This window comes from Campylobacter sp. BCW_6463 (assembly GCF_001762785.1).
GTDB lineage: Bacteria > Campylobacterota > Campylobacteria > Campylobacterales > Campylobacteraceae > Campylobacter_D > Campylobacter_D jejuni.
This window is the reverse complement of the sequence record NZ_MJXL01000030.1, coordinates 1-16,260: the sequence shown is the minus strand read 5'-3', so window position 1 is coordinate 16,260 and position 16,260 is coordinate 1. Positions and strand designations below refer to the sequence as shown.

At 29.5% G+C, this 16,260-nt stretch carries 19 protein-coding genes; 10 read left to right on the top strand and 9 right to left on the bottom strand.

The genetic code is table 11. The annotated features are described in order from the left end of the window. The first annotated feature begins 25 nt into the window (after positions 1–25). The 8 genes from rpsP (at position 26) to AJ884_RS03100 (ending at position 4,333) form a co-directional block, all read left to right on the top strand. Positions 26–253, top strand: a complete 228-nt coding sequence (gene rpsP / locus AJ884_RS03135) for a 30S ribosomal protein S16 (RefSeq protein ID WP_002852274.1) — start codon at positions 26–28, stop codon at positions 251–253. Positions 254–255: 2 nt separating this feature from the next. After that, entirely contained in the window at positions 256–498 is a 243-nt protein-coding gene (locus AJ884_RS03130) for a KH domain-containing protein (RefSeq protein ID WP_002861392.1), read from the top strand. Then, on the top strand, positions 491–1,030 hold the full coding sequence (gene rimM / locus AJ884_RS03125; RefSeq protein ID WP_053872574.1) for a ribosome maturation factor RimM: 540 nt from the start codon (positions 491–493) through the stop codon (positions 1,028–1,030). Before AJ884_RS03130 ends, rimM begins: the two co-directional genes overlap by 8 nt. Continuing rightward, positions 1,027–1,731: a tRNA (guanosine(37)-N1)-methyltransferase TrmD gene (gene trmD / locus AJ884_RS03120; protein WP_053872575.1), complete on the top strand. Its 705-nt coding sequence runs from the start codon at positions 1,027–1,029 to the stop codon at positions 1,729–1,731. Before rimM ends, trmD begins: the two co-directional genes overlap by 4 nt. Before the next feature lie 9 nt (positions 1,732–1,740). Further along, a complete protein-coding gene (gene rplS, locus AJ884_RS03115) occupies positions 1,741–2,097 on the top strand; it encodes a 50S ribosomal protein L19 (protein WP_002861395.1) in 357 nt (118 codons plus the stop codon). Between the two features lie 132 nt (positions 2,098–2,229). After that, positions 2,230–2,643 (top strand): hydroxyisourate hydrolase, encoded by a 414-nt coding sequence (gene uraH, locus AJ884_RS03110; RefSeq protein WP_002852246.1) that lies wholly within the window; start codon positions 2,230–2,232, stop codon positions 2,641–2,643. Between the two features lie 23 nt (positions 2,644–2,666). Next, the gene (locus AJ884_RS03105) at positions 2,667–4,007 is read left to right on the top strand and encodes a class II 3-deoxy-7-phosphoheptulonate synthase (RefSeq protein ID WP_002861396.1); all 1,341 of its coding nucleotides are present in this window, start codon (positions 2,667–2,669) and stop codon (positions 4,005–4,007) included. Beyond that, entirely contained in the window at positions 4,004–4,333 is a 330-nt protein-coding gene (locus tag AJ884_RS03100; RefSeq protein WP_002861397.1) for an ArsC/Spx/MgsR family protein, read from the top strand. Before AJ884_RS03105 ends, AJ884_RS03100 begins: the two co-directional genes overlap by 4 nt. A 12-nt stretch (positions 4,334–4,345) precedes the next feature. On the opposite strand, the gene AJ884_RS09580 is transcribed toward AJ884_RS03100, so the two are convergent. Continuing rightward, on the bottom strand, positions 4,346–4,588 hold the full coding sequence (locus tag AJ884_RS09580; protein WP_257841545.1) for a SelT/SelW/SelH family (seleno)protein: 243 nt from the start codon (positions 4,586–4,588) through the stop codon (positions 4,346–4,348). A gap of 195 nt (positions 4,589–4,783) precedes the next feature. Here AJ884_RS09580 and dnaE point away from each other — a divergent pair, with 195 nt between their 5' ends. Next, complete coding sequence (gene dnaE / locus AJ884_RS03095; RefSeq protein WP_004305583.1) at positions 4,784–8,386, top strand: DNA polymerase III subunit alpha; 3,603 nt, start codon at positions 4,784–4,786, stop codon at positions 8,384–8,386. Between the two features lie 12 nt (positions 8,387–8,398). On the opposite strand, the gene AJ884_RS03090 is transcribed toward dnaE, so the two are convergent. From AJ884_RS03090 to AJ884_RS03070, 5 genes are read right to left on the bottom strand one after another with little or no spacing between them, the layout of a single operon-like run. After that, on the bottom strand, positions 8,399–9,031 hold the full coding sequence (locus tag AJ884_RS03090) for a YggS family pyridoxal phosphate-dependent enzyme (protein WP_002855231.1): 633 nt from the start codon (positions 9,029–9,031) through the stop codon (positions 8,399–8,401). Between the two features lie 35 nt (positions 9,032–9,066). Beyond that, positions 9,067–9,816 (bottom strand): flagellin C, encoded by a 750-nt coding sequence (flaC, locus tag AJ884_RS03085; RefSeq protein ID WP_070277473.1) that lies wholly within the window; start codon positions 9,814–9,816, stop codon positions 9,067–9,069. 39 nt (positions 9,817–9,855) lie between these two features. Then, positions 9,856–10,326 carry a DUF4149 domain-containing protein gene (locus AJ884_RS03080; RefSeq protein ID WP_070277474.1) on the bottom strand — a complete coding sequence of 157 codons (471 nt, stop codon included), beginning with the start codon at positions 10,324–10,326 and terminating at the stop codon, positions 9,856–9,858. A 12-nt stretch (positions 10,327–10,338) separates the two neighbouring features. Further along, a complete protein-coding gene (locus AJ884_RS03075; RefSeq protein ID WP_070286432.1) occupies positions 10,339–11,154 on the bottom strand; it encodes a HemK/PrmC family methyltransferase in 816 nt (271 codons plus the stop codon). After that, positions 11,151–12,338, bottom strand: coding sequence for a M48 family metallopeptidase (locus tag AJ884_RS03070; RefSeq protein WP_004305587.1), 1,188 nt, complete (start codon positions 12,336–12,338; stop codon positions 11,151–11,153). The genes AJ884_RS03075 and AJ884_RS03070 overlap by 4 nt, the downstream gene beginning before the upstream one ends. Before the next feature lie 125 nt (positions 12,339–12,463). Here AJ884_RS03070 and AJ884_RS03065 point away from each other — a divergent pair, with 125 nt between their 5' ends. Then, a complete protein-coding gene (locus AJ884_RS03065; protein WP_044778932.1) occupies positions 12,464–12,649 on the top strand; it encodes a hypothetical protein in 186 nt (61 codons plus the stop codon). Here AJ884_RS03065 and mog read toward each other — a convergent pair. The 3 genes from mog to AJ884_RS03050 all read right to left on the bottom strand — a co-directional run bounded on the left by mog (position 12,646) and on the right by AJ884_RS03050 (position 16,060). Further along, on the bottom strand, positions 12,646–13,188 hold the full coding sequence (gene mog / locus AJ884_RS03060; protein WP_044778931.1) for a molybdopterin adenylyltransferase: 543 nt from the start codon (positions 13,186–13,188) through the stop codon (positions 12,646–12,648). The two genes, AJ884_RS03065 and mog, sit on opposite strands and share 4 nt — an antisense overlap. Before the next feature lie 20 nt (positions 13,189–13,208). Further along, positions 13,209–14,192, bottom strand: coding sequence for a magnesium/cobalt transporter CorA (corA, locus tag AJ884_RS03055; protein WP_070276184.1), 984 nt, complete (start codon positions 14,190–14,192; stop codon positions 13,209–13,211). 113 nt (positions 14,193–14,305) lie between these two features. Continuing rightward, positions 14,306–16,060 carry a hypothetical protein gene (locus AJ884_RS03050; protein WP_070286387.1) on the bottom strand — a complete coding sequence of 585 codons (1,755 nt, stop codon included), beginning with the start codon at positions 16,058–16,060 and terminating at the stop codon, positions 14,306–14,308. Positions 16,061–16,260 lie beyond the last annotated feature (200 nt).

Genomic DNA, 16,260 nt, shown 5'->3' with positions numbered 1-16,260 from the left:
AATTTTTAATTTTTAAGGAGTATAAATGACAGTTATTAGACTTACAAGAATGGGTAGAACTAAAAGACCATTTTATCGTATTGTGGTTACAGACAGTAGAAAACGTCGCGATGGTGGTTGGATAGAAAGTATTGGATATTATAATCCTATGGTAGAACCTGAGGTAATTAAAGTTGATGCAGAGCGTTTAGCTTATTGGAAAAGTGTTGGTGCAAAACTTAGCGATAAAGTTGCTTCTATCACTAGCAAATAATCATGGTAGAGAATTTTCTTAGGGAATACGCAAAATTAATTGCAGATTATCCTGAACAGATTAACACTCAAAAAATTGAATTAAGTGAAAATTTTTTTGAGATTGTTCTTTTTGCACATAAGGTTGATACAGGTAAGCTTATAGGTAAAAATGGAAAAATGATCAATGCTATAAAAACCGTAATCTCTGCTTATAAGAGCAAGGATGCAAGTTCTTATAGGGTAACGGTAAAAGCACTTGAGTGAAAAAGATTTTGTTCAAGTTGCAAAACTTGGTAAAACTGTGGGTCTTAAGGGTTATGTAAAATTGCATAACCTGAGCGACTTTTCTTCTCAATTTAAAAAAGATGCTACCTTTTTTATAAAAAATACCAAAGAAATATTAAAGATTAAGCATTATAATGCAAGCAATTCTACTGTTTTATTTGAGAATTATGAAGATATAGAAAAAGCTAAAGAATTAACCAATCTTATTCTTTTTCAGAGTATCGAGAAAAGCAGACAAACTTGTAAATTAAAAAAAGATGAGTTTTTTTATTTTGATATTTTAGAGTGTGAAGTTTTTGAAGAAGATAAAAGATTAGGTAAAGTTGTTGATATCTTGGAAACTGGAGCTTCTTATTTATTTGAAATTCAAAGTGATGAAAAATGGGTGAATAAAAAATATTCTAAAATATTTTTTATTCCGTATCTAGATAAATTTGTTAAAAATATAGATATAGAAAAACGACAGATTTTTTGCACGCAAGATGCTTTTTTAATTTTAGAAAATTCATGAAATTTAGTTTCGTTTCTTTATTCCCTAATCTTATGGAATTTTACTTTCAGGATTCTATACTTGCAAGAGCAAAAGAAAAAAAACTTTTCAAACTTAATTTTTATAACCCAAGAGATTTTTCTAAAAATTCTTATCATAAAGTCGATGATTATAAAATAGGTGGTGGAGCTGGACTTTTGATGCAAGCTGAACCTATGTATGAGGTGTTAAAAAGTATTCAAGAAAAAAAAGAAAATCCCTATTTTATTTTTTTAAATCCAAGTGGTAAAACTTTTAATCAAAAAGACGCCAAACGCTTAAGTAAAAAAGAACACATAGTTTTTGTATGTGGGCGCTATGAAGGTATAGATGAAAGAGTGCTTGAAATTTTTGGGAATGAAGTTTTTAGCATAGGGGATTTTATTTTAACAGGAGGAGAATTACCTGCGCTTGTAATGTGTGATGCGATTTTAAGAAATGTTAACGGGGTTTTAGGGAATATGGAAAGTTTGGAAGAAGAAAGCTTTGAAAATAATTTACTCGAAGCACCTGCTTTTTCAAAACCTTTTATTTTTGAGAAAAAAAATCAAAAATTTTATACTCCTTCAGAGTTTTTAAAGGGTAATCACGCTAGAATTGCAAGTTTAAAAACTACTTTGGCGTCTTGCAAAACGAAATTTTTTCGTCCAGATTTATTTTTAGAGCATGAACGCAAAAAATAAGGGATTTTTATGAAAAATAAATATATAGAACAATTTGAAGCAAAACAAATTGAAGGTAAAAATGTTCCAGATTTTCGTGCTGGTGATACTTTAAAGCTTGCAATTCGTATCAAAGAAGGAGATAAAACAAGAATCCAAAATTTTGAGGGTATTTGTATTGCTAGAAGAGGTAATGGCGTAAGCGAAACTTTTATCGTACGTAAAATGGGTGCTAATAATGTTGGCGTTGAGAGAATTTTCCCTATTTATAGTGAGAGTTTGGAAAGTATTATTGTTTTGCGTCGTGGTCGTGTACGCCGTGCAAGATTATTCTACTTAAGAGATAGACGCGGTAAAGCAGCACGTATTAAAGAGCTTAAAAAATAATTTATAATTATTTTTTATTATAAGTCTAACAATTAAATAATTATAATTAATTTATAATTTTTATTATTTGATTTTAATTATTAATAATGCTCTTATATAATATTCCTTGTAAATATTATATAAGGAGAGAAAATGTTTTCTATTAAAAAAACTTTATTAATATTAGCAAGCGTGCCAATGTTTTTGAGTGCTACTGAATATCAATTAAGCACTCATGTCTTGGATATTACTTCTGGACAACCCGCTCCTAAAGTAAAAGTTGAGCTTTATAAGTTGGAAGCAAATCAACAGTGGAAAAAAGTAAGTGAAGAATTTACCGAAGAAAATGGTAGAATAGGGGATTTATTACCATATGAAAAAGCTGAAAATAGGGCTTTTGGAATTTATAAGCTTAAATTTTTTACAAAAGACTATTACACATCACACAAAATAAATACTTTTTATCCTTTTGTAGAGGTAAGTTTTGAGCTTTCTAAAGATCAAAAACATTATCATGTTCCAATAACCCTTTCTCCTTTTGGTTATTCAACTTATAGAGGAAGCTGATCAATAAAACGAAAGAAAAAACCATGTGGACTAAGAATTCTTGGAAAAACTATCCCATAAAACAGCAACCTATCTATCCAGATCAAGAGGAAATGAATAGAGTTTTAGCAAGACTTGAGAAACTTCCTCCTTTGGTTTTTGCTGGAGAAGTGAGAAATCTTCAAAAGTCTTTAGCAAGAGTTTGTAAAAAAGAAGCTTTTTTACTTCAAGGTGGAGATTGTGCTGAAAGCTTTGAAAATTTTGGCGCTGTAAATATCCGTGACATGTTTAAGATTTTACTTCAAATGGCTATAGTGCTTACATTTGCCGGTGGATGTCCTGTTGTAAAAATTGGTCGTATTGCAGGGCAGTTTGCCAAGCCAAGAAGTAGTGATTTTGAAGAGTTAAATGGTATAAGTCTTCCTAGTTATCGTGGTGATATTATTAATGGTTTTGAATTTAGCGAACAAGCGCGCATTCCTGATCCTCATAGAATGCTTGAAGCTTATTATCAAAGTGCAACAACGCTAAATTTGTTGCGCGGATTTGCTAAGGGTGGTTTAGCAGATTTGCATGAAGTGCATCGTTGGAATTTGAGGTTTTTAAAAAAGAGTGAACTCCATAAGCAATATACTGATATCAGTGAAAAAATTTCACAAGCTTTGGCTTTTATGGAAGCTTGTGGGATTAATACAAGTAATACTCCGAGTCTAAGAGAAGTTAGTGTTTATACTTCACATGAAGCTTTGCTTTTGCCTTATGAAGAAGCTTTAACTAGAGTGGATAGTTTAAGTGGAGAAATTTACGATTGTTCAGCTCACATGCTTTGGATAGGTGAAAGAACAAGGGCGCTTGATGAAGCTCATGTACATTTTTTAAGAGGAGTAAAAAATCCTTTAGGGGTTAAAATAGGACCTAGTGCAAGTGCTGATGATATCATAGCTTTAGCAAATGTTTTAAATCCAAATAATGAAGAAGGAAGATTAAATATTATTATCCGCATGGGTGCAGATAAAATTATCAATAATTTGCCAAAAATTTTCTCCAAACTTAAAAGTGAAGGTTTAAATTTAGTATACAGCATAGATCCTATGCATGGAAATACAGTAAAAGCAGGTAATTTTAAAACACGTGAGTTTGATAAAATCATGCAAGAAGTGGGATCTTTTTTTGAGATTGCAATAAGCGAAGGGATTTATCCAGGTGGAGTGCATCTTGAAATGACCGGAAAAGATGTAACAGAATGCACAGGTGGTGCAAGCAATGTTACTGCTCAAAGCTTAGAAGATCGTTATGAGACTCAATGCGATCCAAGGCTTAATGCGGATCAAGCATTAGAGCTTGCTTTTTTAATTGCAGATTTAGTAAAAAAGGCTAGAAAATGAAACTTTATGGTATTAAAAATTGTAATTCTGTAAAGAAAGCTATGGATGCTTTAACACAAAAAGGTGTTGTATTTGATTTTATGGATATTAAAAAGATTAATCAAGATATTTTATACACATGGTTAAAACAAAAATCTTTTGAAGATCTTATCAATACTGCTGGATTAACTTCTAAAAAACTTGGTTTAAACAAAGAAAAAGTTAAAAGTTTAAATGAAAAAGAACTTGAGAAAATTGTATTAGAAAATCCAAGCTGTATTAAGCGTCCTATTATCGAGTATGAGCAAAACATATATATTGGCAAGGAATATGAGAAAATATTATGATAGAGTGTTTGATTACACTCTATTTTTTATTAATTGATTAATTTCATTTTGATATGGAAATCTTTCACTTTCGCAATTAATAAGTTGTGTTTTAGAGAAGATAACTTTTCCGTCTACTTCAACGATAAAATCACCTCTGTCGCCAATTTCAAATTCTACTTCAACATCTTTGAAATCGCTTTGTAGTTCTTCTGCAACCCTTGCAGCTTGTGGGCGATAATTTCAAAGATTGCAATAAGCAATTTTTACTTTCATCATTTCATCCTTTGAAAAGTTTATTTTATTTAAGATTAAAATCTTAAATTTTTATTATAGTTTATTTTGGCTGAATTTTTGCCTTTTTTGTAAAATTTAAGTTGAAATTTAGGGTCAATTTCTTTCAAATTCAGCGAGAAAAATTTATAATTTTTATCAAAATTAAAATAAGCCTTAAAAAACTAAAGGAAGAAAATGAGTCAATTTACACACTTGCATTTACATACAGAATATTCTTTGCTTGATGGAGCTAATAAGCTTAAAGAATTAGCTTTGACTTTAAAAGAGCAGGGTGCTACAAGTGTTGCTATGACAGATCATGGAAATATGTTTGGGGCAATTGATTTTTATCAAACAATGAAAGCACAAGGTTTAAAACCTATCATTGGTATGGAAGCGTATTTACATAATCACGATGAATTAGATGATAAAAGTTCTCGTCAGCGTTTTCACCTTTGTTTGTATGCAAAAAATGAGATCGGATATCAAAATTTAATGTATTTAAGTTCTCAAAGTTATATTAAAGGTTTGTATTATTATCCGCGTATCAATAAAAAGCTTTTAGAAAAATATAGCGAAGGTCTTATTTGTTCTTCTGCTTGCTTGCAAGGTGAAGTAAATTGGCACTTAAATACTTATAGTGAAAGAAATGTGCGTTTTGGTGCAAAAGGCTATGAAGCAGCAAAAGAAGCAGCATTATGGTATAAAAAAGTTTTTAAAGATGATTTTTATTTTGAAATCATGCGTCATGGTATAGGTGATCAAAGAATGATAGATGATGATATTATCAGACTTTCTAAAGAATTAAATATAAAAATCATTGCTACAAATGATACGCATTATACTTTTAAAGAAAGAGCGGCTGCCCATGAGGTTTTTATGTGTATAGCTATGGGAAAAAAACTTAATGACCCTGATAGAATGCGTCATAGTGTGCATGAATTTTATGTTAAAAGCCCTGAGCAAATGAGTGAGCTTTTTGCAGATATTCCAGAAGCTATAGAAAATACACAAGAAATCGCGCAAAAATGTAATTTAGAGCTTAATCTTGGCAATCCCACTCCACCGAATTTCAAATTTACAAGAGAATATGCTAAAGATCATAATATTACCTTGCCTGAAGAAACAAAAGAATTTAGCTTTGATAATGATGACATAGTTTTTGAAGAGCTTTGTAAAAAGGGACTTGAAGAGAGATTAAAATTTATCGATGAAAGCAAGCATAAAGAATACAAACAAAGACTTGAGGTAGAAATTAATATCATTAAAAATATGAAATTTTCAGGTTATATGCTTATTGTTCATGATTTTATTAAAGTGGCTAAAGATAAAGGCATTCCAGTAGGTCCTGGAAGAGGATCAGCTGCAGGAAGTTTGGTTTCTTATTGTTTGAGGATTACGGATTTAGATCCTATTCCTTATAGTTTACTTTTTGAGCGTTTTTTAAATCCTGAGCGTGTGAGCATGCCTGATATTGATGTGGATTTTTGTCAAGACAGACGTGCTGAAGTGATTGATTATGTGATTGATAAATATGGAGCAGATAAGGTTGCACAGGTTATTACCTTTGGTAAGCTTTTAGCTAAAGGGGTGATTCGTGATGTGGCTAGAGTTTGTGATATGAGTATTCAAGATGCTGATGAGCTTGCTAAACTTGTGCCTGAAGAGCTTAAAATCACTCTTGATGCTGCTTATGAAAAAGAACCTAAAATCAAAGAATTTATTGATCGTCATCCTAAAGGTCCTGAAGTTTGGGAATATGCAAGAGCTTTAGAAGGATTAAATCGCAATGCGGGTATGCACGCAGCGGGTGTTGTAATTTCTAATGAAAGTTTATGGAAGAAAACTCCGCTTTTTAGACAAAGTAAAAATGATGAAAGACATTTGGTAACGCAGTATTCTAAAGATCATTTAGAAGATGTGGATTTGATAAAATTTGACTTTTTAGGTCTTAAAACCTTAACAGTAATCAATAATGCAATCAAGCTTATTAAAAAGCGTTATAATAAAGACATTATTTGGGAAACTATAGATGTAAATGATAGCAAAGTTTATAAAACCATACAAAGTGGAAATACTTTAGGGATTTTTCAAATCGAATCAGACGGTATGCAAAGCTTAAATGCACGCTTAAAACCAGAGCGTTTTGAAGATATCATTGCGGTTCTTGCGCTTTATCGTCCAGGCCCTATGGAATCAGGAATGCTTGATGATTTTATCGACAGAAAGCATGGTTTAAAAAGTATAGAATATCCTTTTGACAGTTTAGAAAAGGTTTTAGAGCCTACTTATGGGGTTATCGTTTATCAAGAACAGGTTATGCAAATTGTTCAAATTATAGGTGGCTTTTCTTTAGGAGGTGCTGATGTAGTGCGTCGTGCTATGGGTAAAAAAGATCCTGAAAAGATGAAAAAGCTTAAGACTGATTTTGCAGATGGAGCAGAAAAACAAGGATATGATAGAGCAAAAGCTGAGGATTTATGGGAGCTTATCGTAAAATTTGCAGGATATGGTTTTAATAAATCTCACTCTGCGGCTTATGCGTTGATTACTTTTCAAACAGCTTATTTAAAAACTTATTATCCTAGTGAATTTATGGCAGCGCTTTTAACAAGCGAAGAAAACAATGTGGATAAAATTGCTGTTTATATTGATGAGATGAAAAAAATGAATATTAAACTTTTACCTCCATCGATTAACAAAGCGATCCGTGAATTTAGTGCTTTAGAGCAAGATGGCAAGGATGCTATTATATACGGACTTGGGGCTATAAAAAGTGTGGGTATTCCTGCAGTTGAAAATTTACTTGAAGCAAGACAAGATGGAGAATTTAAGGATATTAATGATTTCTTAGGTAAGATAGATCCTACCAAAATAAACCGTAGAACATTAGAAAGTCTTATTAAGGCAGGGGCTTTTGATGAGTTTGGTTTTACTAGAAAAGCTTTGTTTGATAATATGGAAAATCTTAGCGAAGCATCGCGTAAAATGGCTGAAGTAAGAAAAAATGCTGCAAGTTCTCTTTTTGGTGAAGAGGAATTAACTTCAGGTGTTCAAGTAAATTTTACTCCCAAAAATGAAGAATTTGAAGTGATGGAAAAATTAGGATATGAAAAAGAAATTTTAGGAATTTATGTTTCGGGCCATCCTTTAGATCGATTTTATGAGCAAATTAATGCCATAGATTATGTTAAAAGTTTAGATTTTGAAAGTTTAAAAAATAATGGAGAAATTTTAAGTATAGGTAAAATTGAAGATTTCAAATCCATGATGAGTAAAAATAATAAGCGTTATGGTAGAATTGAAATTTTGGATTATTATTCTTCGTTTGATGCTACTGTATTTGAAAGCAATGTAGAAGAAATAGAAAACATCATCAAAGATGAAAATTTAAAAAATAATGCCTATGGTTTTGTATTGGGATTTAAAGCTGAGGGAGGGGAGAAGCCTAGCTTTTTTTTAAAAGCAATTAAAGATTTACAAAGTCTTGAAGATGGCGAGATTAAAGCTATAAAAAAATTTGGAGCAAAAAAAGATTTCAAAAATAAAGAAGAAAATCATTTTACCGCAGAACCTAAGGAATTTGAAAAAAATATCATAGAGCTAGATTTGACAAGGTTAAATAGAGAATTAATCTATGAAATTCATGAAATTGCTAGAAATGCACATAATCCTAATGAAAAAAACAATAAAAAACTTGTTTTAAAAGTTATTAGCGCGGGATCTTGCTTGCTTTATCATACAGATTTTATTATCTCTGATAGTATAGTAGAGGAAATTTCTAATAAATATGCTTAAGTAAGATTGTTCTTACTTAAGATTTTTAAATAAAATGCTTCCAAGTCTTACTAAGTTGGATCCGCATTTTATAGCAATTTCAAAATCATTACTCATCCCCATAGAGCAAATTTTAGCCCCATGTTTTTGAAGAATTTCATAAATTTTAAATGTAGTTTCAAAGCTTTTGATAATACTTTCTTTATCTTGGCTGTGTGATCCTATGCTCATTACGCCACAAAGATTTAGATTAGAGCATTCTTCTTGTATTTGTAAATATTCTTCTACAGCTTGATTTGGATCTAGACCGCTTTTGCTATTTTCATTTGCACTATTGATTTCTAATAAAGTATTTAATTTATAATCAAGTCTTTTGTCCATAGCTTTAGCTATTTTAATACCATTACAAGAGTGCCATAATATAGGTTTTTGTTTGATTAAGAGATTGATTTTGTTGCTTTGTAGAGTTCCTATAAAATGCCACTTTATGTCTAATTTTTTTTCATCAAGATTTTCTTTTTTTTGTGCTAGAGCTTGGACTTGATTTTCTCCAAATTCTACTATACCTTGATCAAAAAGCTTTTCAATTATACTTGCATCGACATACTTGCTTGCGGCTACAAGACGAACGTTTTTGGTTTTTTCTAAAATTTGCTCTAAAGTCATTTTGATAAAGAAATAAGCCCTATTTAGGGCTTATATTATTGTAATAAATTAGCAATTTTGCTTTGAAGCTGCATGTTGGATTGCGCAGCAATAAAAGCAGCAGCATTTTCTTTTAGATAATTGGCATTAAAATCATTAACATTTTTTGCCATGTCATTATTTAGTAAATTATTTTCAGCTGCTTTTGAGTTGATGCTATTTTGAACACTTGCATTAATATTTGATGTGATGGCATTGATACCTGAGCCTATTTCACTTCTTAAACTTCCAAGTTGATCCATAAAATTTGTAATACTATCTTGATTATCTATGCTTAGTCCACCTGTTGCTAATGGATTTAAATTTGTAGTTTCAGTTCCGCTACCTACTACAAAATTCATAGTTTGAAAGACATTTTTTCCATTATAAGTTGCATTATTAAAAGAATCATTGATGGATTCTTGTATGCGTGTTGCTTCTGTTCTTAGCATTCCTTTTTGAGAATCATTAAGTGCAGCATTGTTCATTTTTACTGAAAGTTCATTAAGTCTATCTGCACTTTGAGAGATATTAGTAAGGCTAGCATCTGCAATTTGTAAAACCCCTATAGCATCATAAGCATTTGCGATACCTTGATCTATAGTGCTTGATTGAGATCTTAAAGAATCAGCAATAGCTAAATTAGCACTATCAACTCCACTTATTGCGCGAACAGCTGCAATATTTTCTAAAGCTTTATCGCTAGCTTTTTGTGCATTGTTTAAATAGTAATTTTGTTGCATCATAGTTGCATCAGAGATCATCATGGCCTACTCCTTCTCTTTTTGGATTTATTTAATATTCTATCATTTTTTTGCTATTTTAAAGCTTAAGAAATACAAAAAAACTTGCATTATCAAGATGATTTTAATCACCACTTCACTTGCATTATGGATACTGATAAATTCTTGAGTTTTTGTAGCGTTTTCACCTAAGTTTTGGAGTTCAATTATGGTATTAGTAAAATAAAAAACAAATATTAAGCTTAAAATCAAAATAAGCAAACTTAGCATAAATTTTGAAAATTTTATTTGAAATTTTATTTCATTTTTTATAAGAGAATAAATTTCATATAAAAAATTAACCACTGAAACAAAAATCAGTAAATATCCCATTTTAATAAAAATTTGCGTCATCATTAAGCCACTTTGAAAATGGCTCAACACTCCTTCCCCTATAAGATTCTGAGGAAAAAAAATTGTTGGTGCAACAACTATTCCTAGTATGAGTTCAACCCCTATGATGGAGGCAAGTAAAAATAAATTAACAGCTTTCAAAAGTTTCTCCTTTTATTTTTTATCATAACGCATATTTGTAAATTTAGCTATAAAAGCACGATTATAACCTTGTTCATCTTTGAAAAAATCAACAATGAAATTATTTTGATATAAAATTTTTTCCAAAATTTCTTTTTGATCATAGCCAAATTCACAAGCTAAAAATTTAACTTTTTTATCGAGGGAAAAATGTATGATTTCTTCTAGAATTTCATATCCTTTTTCTCCGCCAAATAAAGCTTCTTTGGGTTCTTTTTGTACCCAAATATCTATAGGATATGAATTTTTAATATAAGGTGGATTTGAAAAAATAAAATCATAATTTTCTTTAATTTGCTTAAAATTACAAAGCTTAAAGTCAATCAAATGTTCGACTTTGTGTAATTTGGCATTCTCTAAAGCTAATTCTAAGGCTTTAGGATTGATATCACAGGCTGTGATTTTTAACCCAAGTTCTTTGGCTAAAACAATGCTTAAAATTCCGCTTCCAAATCCTATTTCTAAAATCTTATTAAAAGTATTTTTTTTGCATAAATTTAAAATTTGAAAAAGTAAAATTTCACTATCGTAACGAGGGATTAGAACGCCTTTTTTTATCTTAAATTCTAAGCCCCAAAAATCCACTTTTTCAAATATATATTCAAAAGGTTCTCCAGATTTAAAACGTCTTATAAGCTCAAAATAAGGTTTGTGATCTATTTTTATATCTTGGTTTAAAAATAACCAAGCTTTATCTTTTTTTAGATATTCACAGAGTATAAATACTGCTCCATTTTCATAACCTTTTAAGCTAGATTTAGCTTCTATAAGAGCATTTTTTATAGTCAAGAAAGAGCCTTGATTCTATCGCTAATACTTGGATGACTGAGATAAAAAAATGTATATATTTTACTTGTTTTGATAAAAGCTTTATTTTCTCTTGCTAGAGCTATCAACGCATTTTTCATATCTTCTTTGCTTGTAACTTTAGCTCCGTGTTGATCAGCTGCAAATTCATTTTTTCTACTTAAGGCATTAAGTATAGGAGAGATTAAAAAGCTAAAAATATTTGCAAAGATAAATAAAAGAGCAAATACACCGCCATTTACTCCTTCTAGATGACTTTCTAAGTAAACAAATTCAGGTAAATTTGCAAAAACAAAAAAAAGTAAAAACATAGTTATAGCACCGTTAAATAAAGCTTTGATAACATCCTTATGAACAAAATGTCCAAGCTCGTGTCCTAAAACAGCTAAAAGTTCTCTTTCATTTAAAGCTTTTAATAATGTATCAAAAAGAACCACTCTTTTGCTTTTAAAAAGTCCACCAAAATAAGCATTTAAACGTTTATCTCTTTTGCTTGCATCAATAACATAAACCCCATTTGCATTAAACCCACATTGTTTCATTAAAGAGCTGATTTTTTTCAGCAAATTTTCATCGTTTAGTTTTTCCATTTTATTAAAAATAGGTGCTATCAAGGTAGGGTAAATAAGATTTATAATCACTATAATACAAAAGGCAAAAATAAAGGCCACAATCCACCAAAAAGTTCCAAAAAAATCATAGCAAAAAAGCAAAGCATAAAGGATTAAAAATCCAAATATTAAAGTTAAAATAAGACTTTTTACAGTGTCTTTGATAAAAAGTTTTACAGTCATATTTGAAAAACCATGGGCTTTATCTTTGATAAAACTTTCATAAATACTTAAAGGTAGATTTAAAATACTTGTGATTATTAAAAAAGATAATAAAAATAAAGTATTTTCAAAACGAGTGTTATTTGAGATAAGTAATTCTTTAAGATATAAAAATCCAAAACCTATCCATGCAATATTGATGATTAAATTATAAAAATTGGAAAATAGTTTAAATTTTTCATTTTCGATGGCAATGTCTGCTGCATTTTGATAGTCTTTTTCGCTTAAAATTTGAGCTTGTTTGTCTTTTTCTCTTTCTAAGAAACGAATTTGAGTATAGGAAATCCAAGATAAAAGTGCTGTGTAAAGACATAAAATTGCAATTAAAGTCATTATTTTTCCTTGATTAGTTTTTGCGAATTTTAGCTTAAAATAATGAAATAAAGTTAATAGCTTAAAATCTAAAATAATATTCTTTTCAACTAAGTTGATGTATATTTATAAAAAAGGATTAAAGAATGTTTTTTAAGAAAAAGATTTCACAAAAGCAAAAAGAAAAGCCTAAAATTCCAATCAATAATGTGATTTTAGATGACAGACTTTGTAAGTTTAAAAATAAAGTGCAAAAGATAAGCAAAGATGAAGCTTCGGCAAGTCTGCTTGCTAGACAATTAAGCAGACTTATCAGAGCTAATAAATTTTAATTTTGACATTTTTTCTTAGGGCGAAAAACCTTAATAACTTCATCATTTGCTTCTATATAAGCACCTTCTATTAAATCAATACAATAAGGTATAGCTGGAAAAACAGGCTCTAGACATTCTTTTATAGCTTTAGGATTTCCTGGTAAATTAATGATAAAAGATTTATTGCGAATTCCTGCGCTCTGTCTTGAAAGTATGGCTGTTGGGACATATTTTAAACTTTCTAAGCGCATAAGCTCTCCAAAACCTGGCATCATTTTATCACACACGGCTTCCGTGGCTTCTGGGGTTACATCACGAAGTGCTGGACCTGTACCTCCGCTTGTAACAATCAAATCGCATTTTTTTTCATCTACTAGATAAAGTAATTTTTTAATGATCAAATCATAATCATCAGGGATTAATTCTTTATGATAAATAATATCATTTTTTATATATGAATTTAACACTCTTTCAATTTCAGCAGTAGCTTTATCTTCGTATATACCACTACTTGCTCTATCGCTTAGGGTTAAAATTCCTATGTTTATCGTATCCATTGTTCCTCCTTAATAAATTTTTATAACCATCCTTTTTTCTTGAAAACAACCAAAGGTAAAATGATAGAAATTACCATCACGCCAAGCACTATGGGATAAGCATAGTGAAGTTCAAGTTCTGGCATGAATTTAAAATTCATACCATAAATAGTTCCTATTAAAGTAGGAGGCATCATGGCAACAGTTGCAACGGTAAAAATTTTAATGATTTTGTTTTGTTCTATGTTGATTTGGCTAGCTAAAATGGTTTGAATATTGTCTAAGATATTAAGTTGCGAAACACTAAATTCAACCAAAGAATTTAAGTCTTTTAAAACTATAGTGAGATTTTGTTTTATATCTTTATCGATTTTATCGCTTTTTAGTAAAGAAGTCATAGCACGACGTTTATCAAATAAAGAATCTCTTACACGCATATTAAGCTCTTGTAAGCTTGAAATATCCTTTAGCATTTCATCATAACTATATTCATCTTTTTTTTCTAAAACACTTGTTCTTAAGCGTCTTGCTTCTTTATCTATCCATTCTAGTAAATCCGCATCTTTTTCAACGCGCACTTCAAACATTTTATCAATAATATCAAAACCATCTTCAAAATTCTTCGGACTAGCTAAAATCCTTGCTTGAATTTCTTCAAAAGTGCTAAATTCGTTATATCTTATAGTAAATAAGATATTTTTAGCTGTAGCAAAAGTAACAATTTCTGTGCGAAGTTTGATTAAATTCCTATCTTCTTCATCGCTTTTAAGATCTCTTACTAAAAAATGAGCATTGATGGTTATTGTCGCATTGTCTTCCCAATATTTTGCACTAAGTTCTATTTCTTCTCTTTCTTCTTTTGTAGGAAACTCAAGATTAAATTCACTTGATATAAAAGCAATTTCCGCTGCACTTGGATGAAGTAAATCAATCCATAAAATATTTTGTGGTAGTTCTTGACTATCGAGATTAAAGTTGATTCTTTGAACTAAAGCATTTTGAGTTTTAATATAAACATAGAGCATAGTTATTCCTTATTTTTAACTTTAAAATTATACCTTGATTAGTTTAAAAATCAATTTTTTAATTTTTGCAAATCAAAAACCAAATTTTCCACCTAAAGCTCTTAAACTAAGCTTTAATTTAAAATATCTTTAATCAGTTTTTGCAAATTCCTTTTTGTTTCTTCTTGTTCTTTTATGATAAAACATTTTGCTTTTGGCCAAAAATAACTTTTAGGATTTTCAAATTTTCCCCAACGCCAATCAAACCTAGGATGTAAAAGAACTATAGTAGGAATATCCATAGCTAAACTTAAATGCGCTATAGCACTATCAATACTAAGCATACAGTCAATATCATATAAATAATTTAGAGTATCATTCCAATTTTTTATAAGCTTGCTTCTATCTTCTATTACCTTAGGTAATTCTTCTTTTAATTGCATTTGAAAAGAAATGATTTCATAATCTAAGTCTTTTAATACATCAAATAAAAATTCAAATTTTACATTTCTTAATAAATCAGAATTTTCAGCATTAGGAGTAGCATAAAAAATACCAAGTTTTTTTCTTTGATTATGCGGTTTTTTCTGTGGCAATATAGGTGTTTTTAATCGTAAAATCTCATCAAGCTTAATATCAATAAAAAAAGGCAAAGAACAAATAGGAATAGCATAATCAAAATTTGTAGGTAGATTTTTTAAAACTTTTACATTTTTAAAAATATCATTATTTTGATTTAAAAATTTGATTTGATTTTTAAACATTTCATACATGGCACTTTGAGGAGCAAATAAAACCTTTGAAGCGATTTTGCAAAGTTTTTCTAAGCATCTTGCATACATTATAGTATCGCCAAAGCCTTGCTCGCAAAATACTAAAACTTCTTTATTTTTAAAAGCATCAACGCCAAATTTATTAAAAGCTTTTAGGCTTTCATTATAATGATAAGTAGAAAAAGTTTCATTATGAGCATAAAATAATCTGCTTTCATAATATTTCTTGCCCTCTTCAAAATTATCATCCACTCCCATACGCATCAAAAGATAAGCCAAATCAAATTGATAGGTTGCATGAGAATCCAAACTAAGACATTTTTTATAAGCATGATAAGCTTCTTGATAGTTTGAGTTAAATTCTAAGACCTTAGCATAGTTTTGCCAAAACTGTGCATGGTGTTGATTGGCTTCTTGTAGTGATTGAAAAAGTTCTAAAGAATCAGATATTCTAAAAAGCTTAAAAAGTAAGTATGCTTTTTGGGGTAAAATTTGATGAGTTAAAAAATCTTCTATTTTAGAAATGGTAAGATTTTCTTTGGTTTTACTATGAAGCCTATCTTCGAGTTTGACTAAATTAAGATTGGTTTGTTCAGCAATGATTCCTTTTTGTAGTTTATCAATCAAATCTTGCATAAAATGACACAAGTGCTCATGTGCATTTAATGCCTTCGTAAAATCATGTTTAAAATAAATTTCTGCATAATTTTTCCATAGATTAAGATTATACATATCTTTAGAAAGTAATTCTTTGAAAATTTGTTCAGATTCTTCTAGTTTATTACCCAGTTTATAAATAAAAGCCAATTCTAACTTAAGTTCATCCTCTAAATCATCTTTGCGAATTAAAAGTGTTTGTAATAAATTCAAGGCTTCATCAAATCTTAAATTTTCAATATAGCTTTTAGCAAGCATAAGACCATTAAAACTTGTAGGATTTAAAGAAAAAAGCTCTTGAGCATAATATAAAGCTTTTTGAAAAAGAGAAAGTTTATAAGAAGAAAGCATAGCAAATTCTAAAGCAAATTTTGGACTTTCTTTTAAAAATTGCTCACTCAAGTTTAAGCATTTTTCATAATTAGCATTAAAATAATAATAATGAATTTTATCAAACATATTTTTCCTTGATAGTTACATTAAAATCTAATATTATCTTATAAGTTGCATAAAAAGATAATTATATTTTTATAAAATTAAATAATAAAACAAAAATAAAAAAATAAATCCAAAAAAACATCCATCCTAATAATTTTAAATTATCAGGATGAAATTTTTAACAAGTAGGAGAGTAAACTAATCAAACTAAGTATTATCTT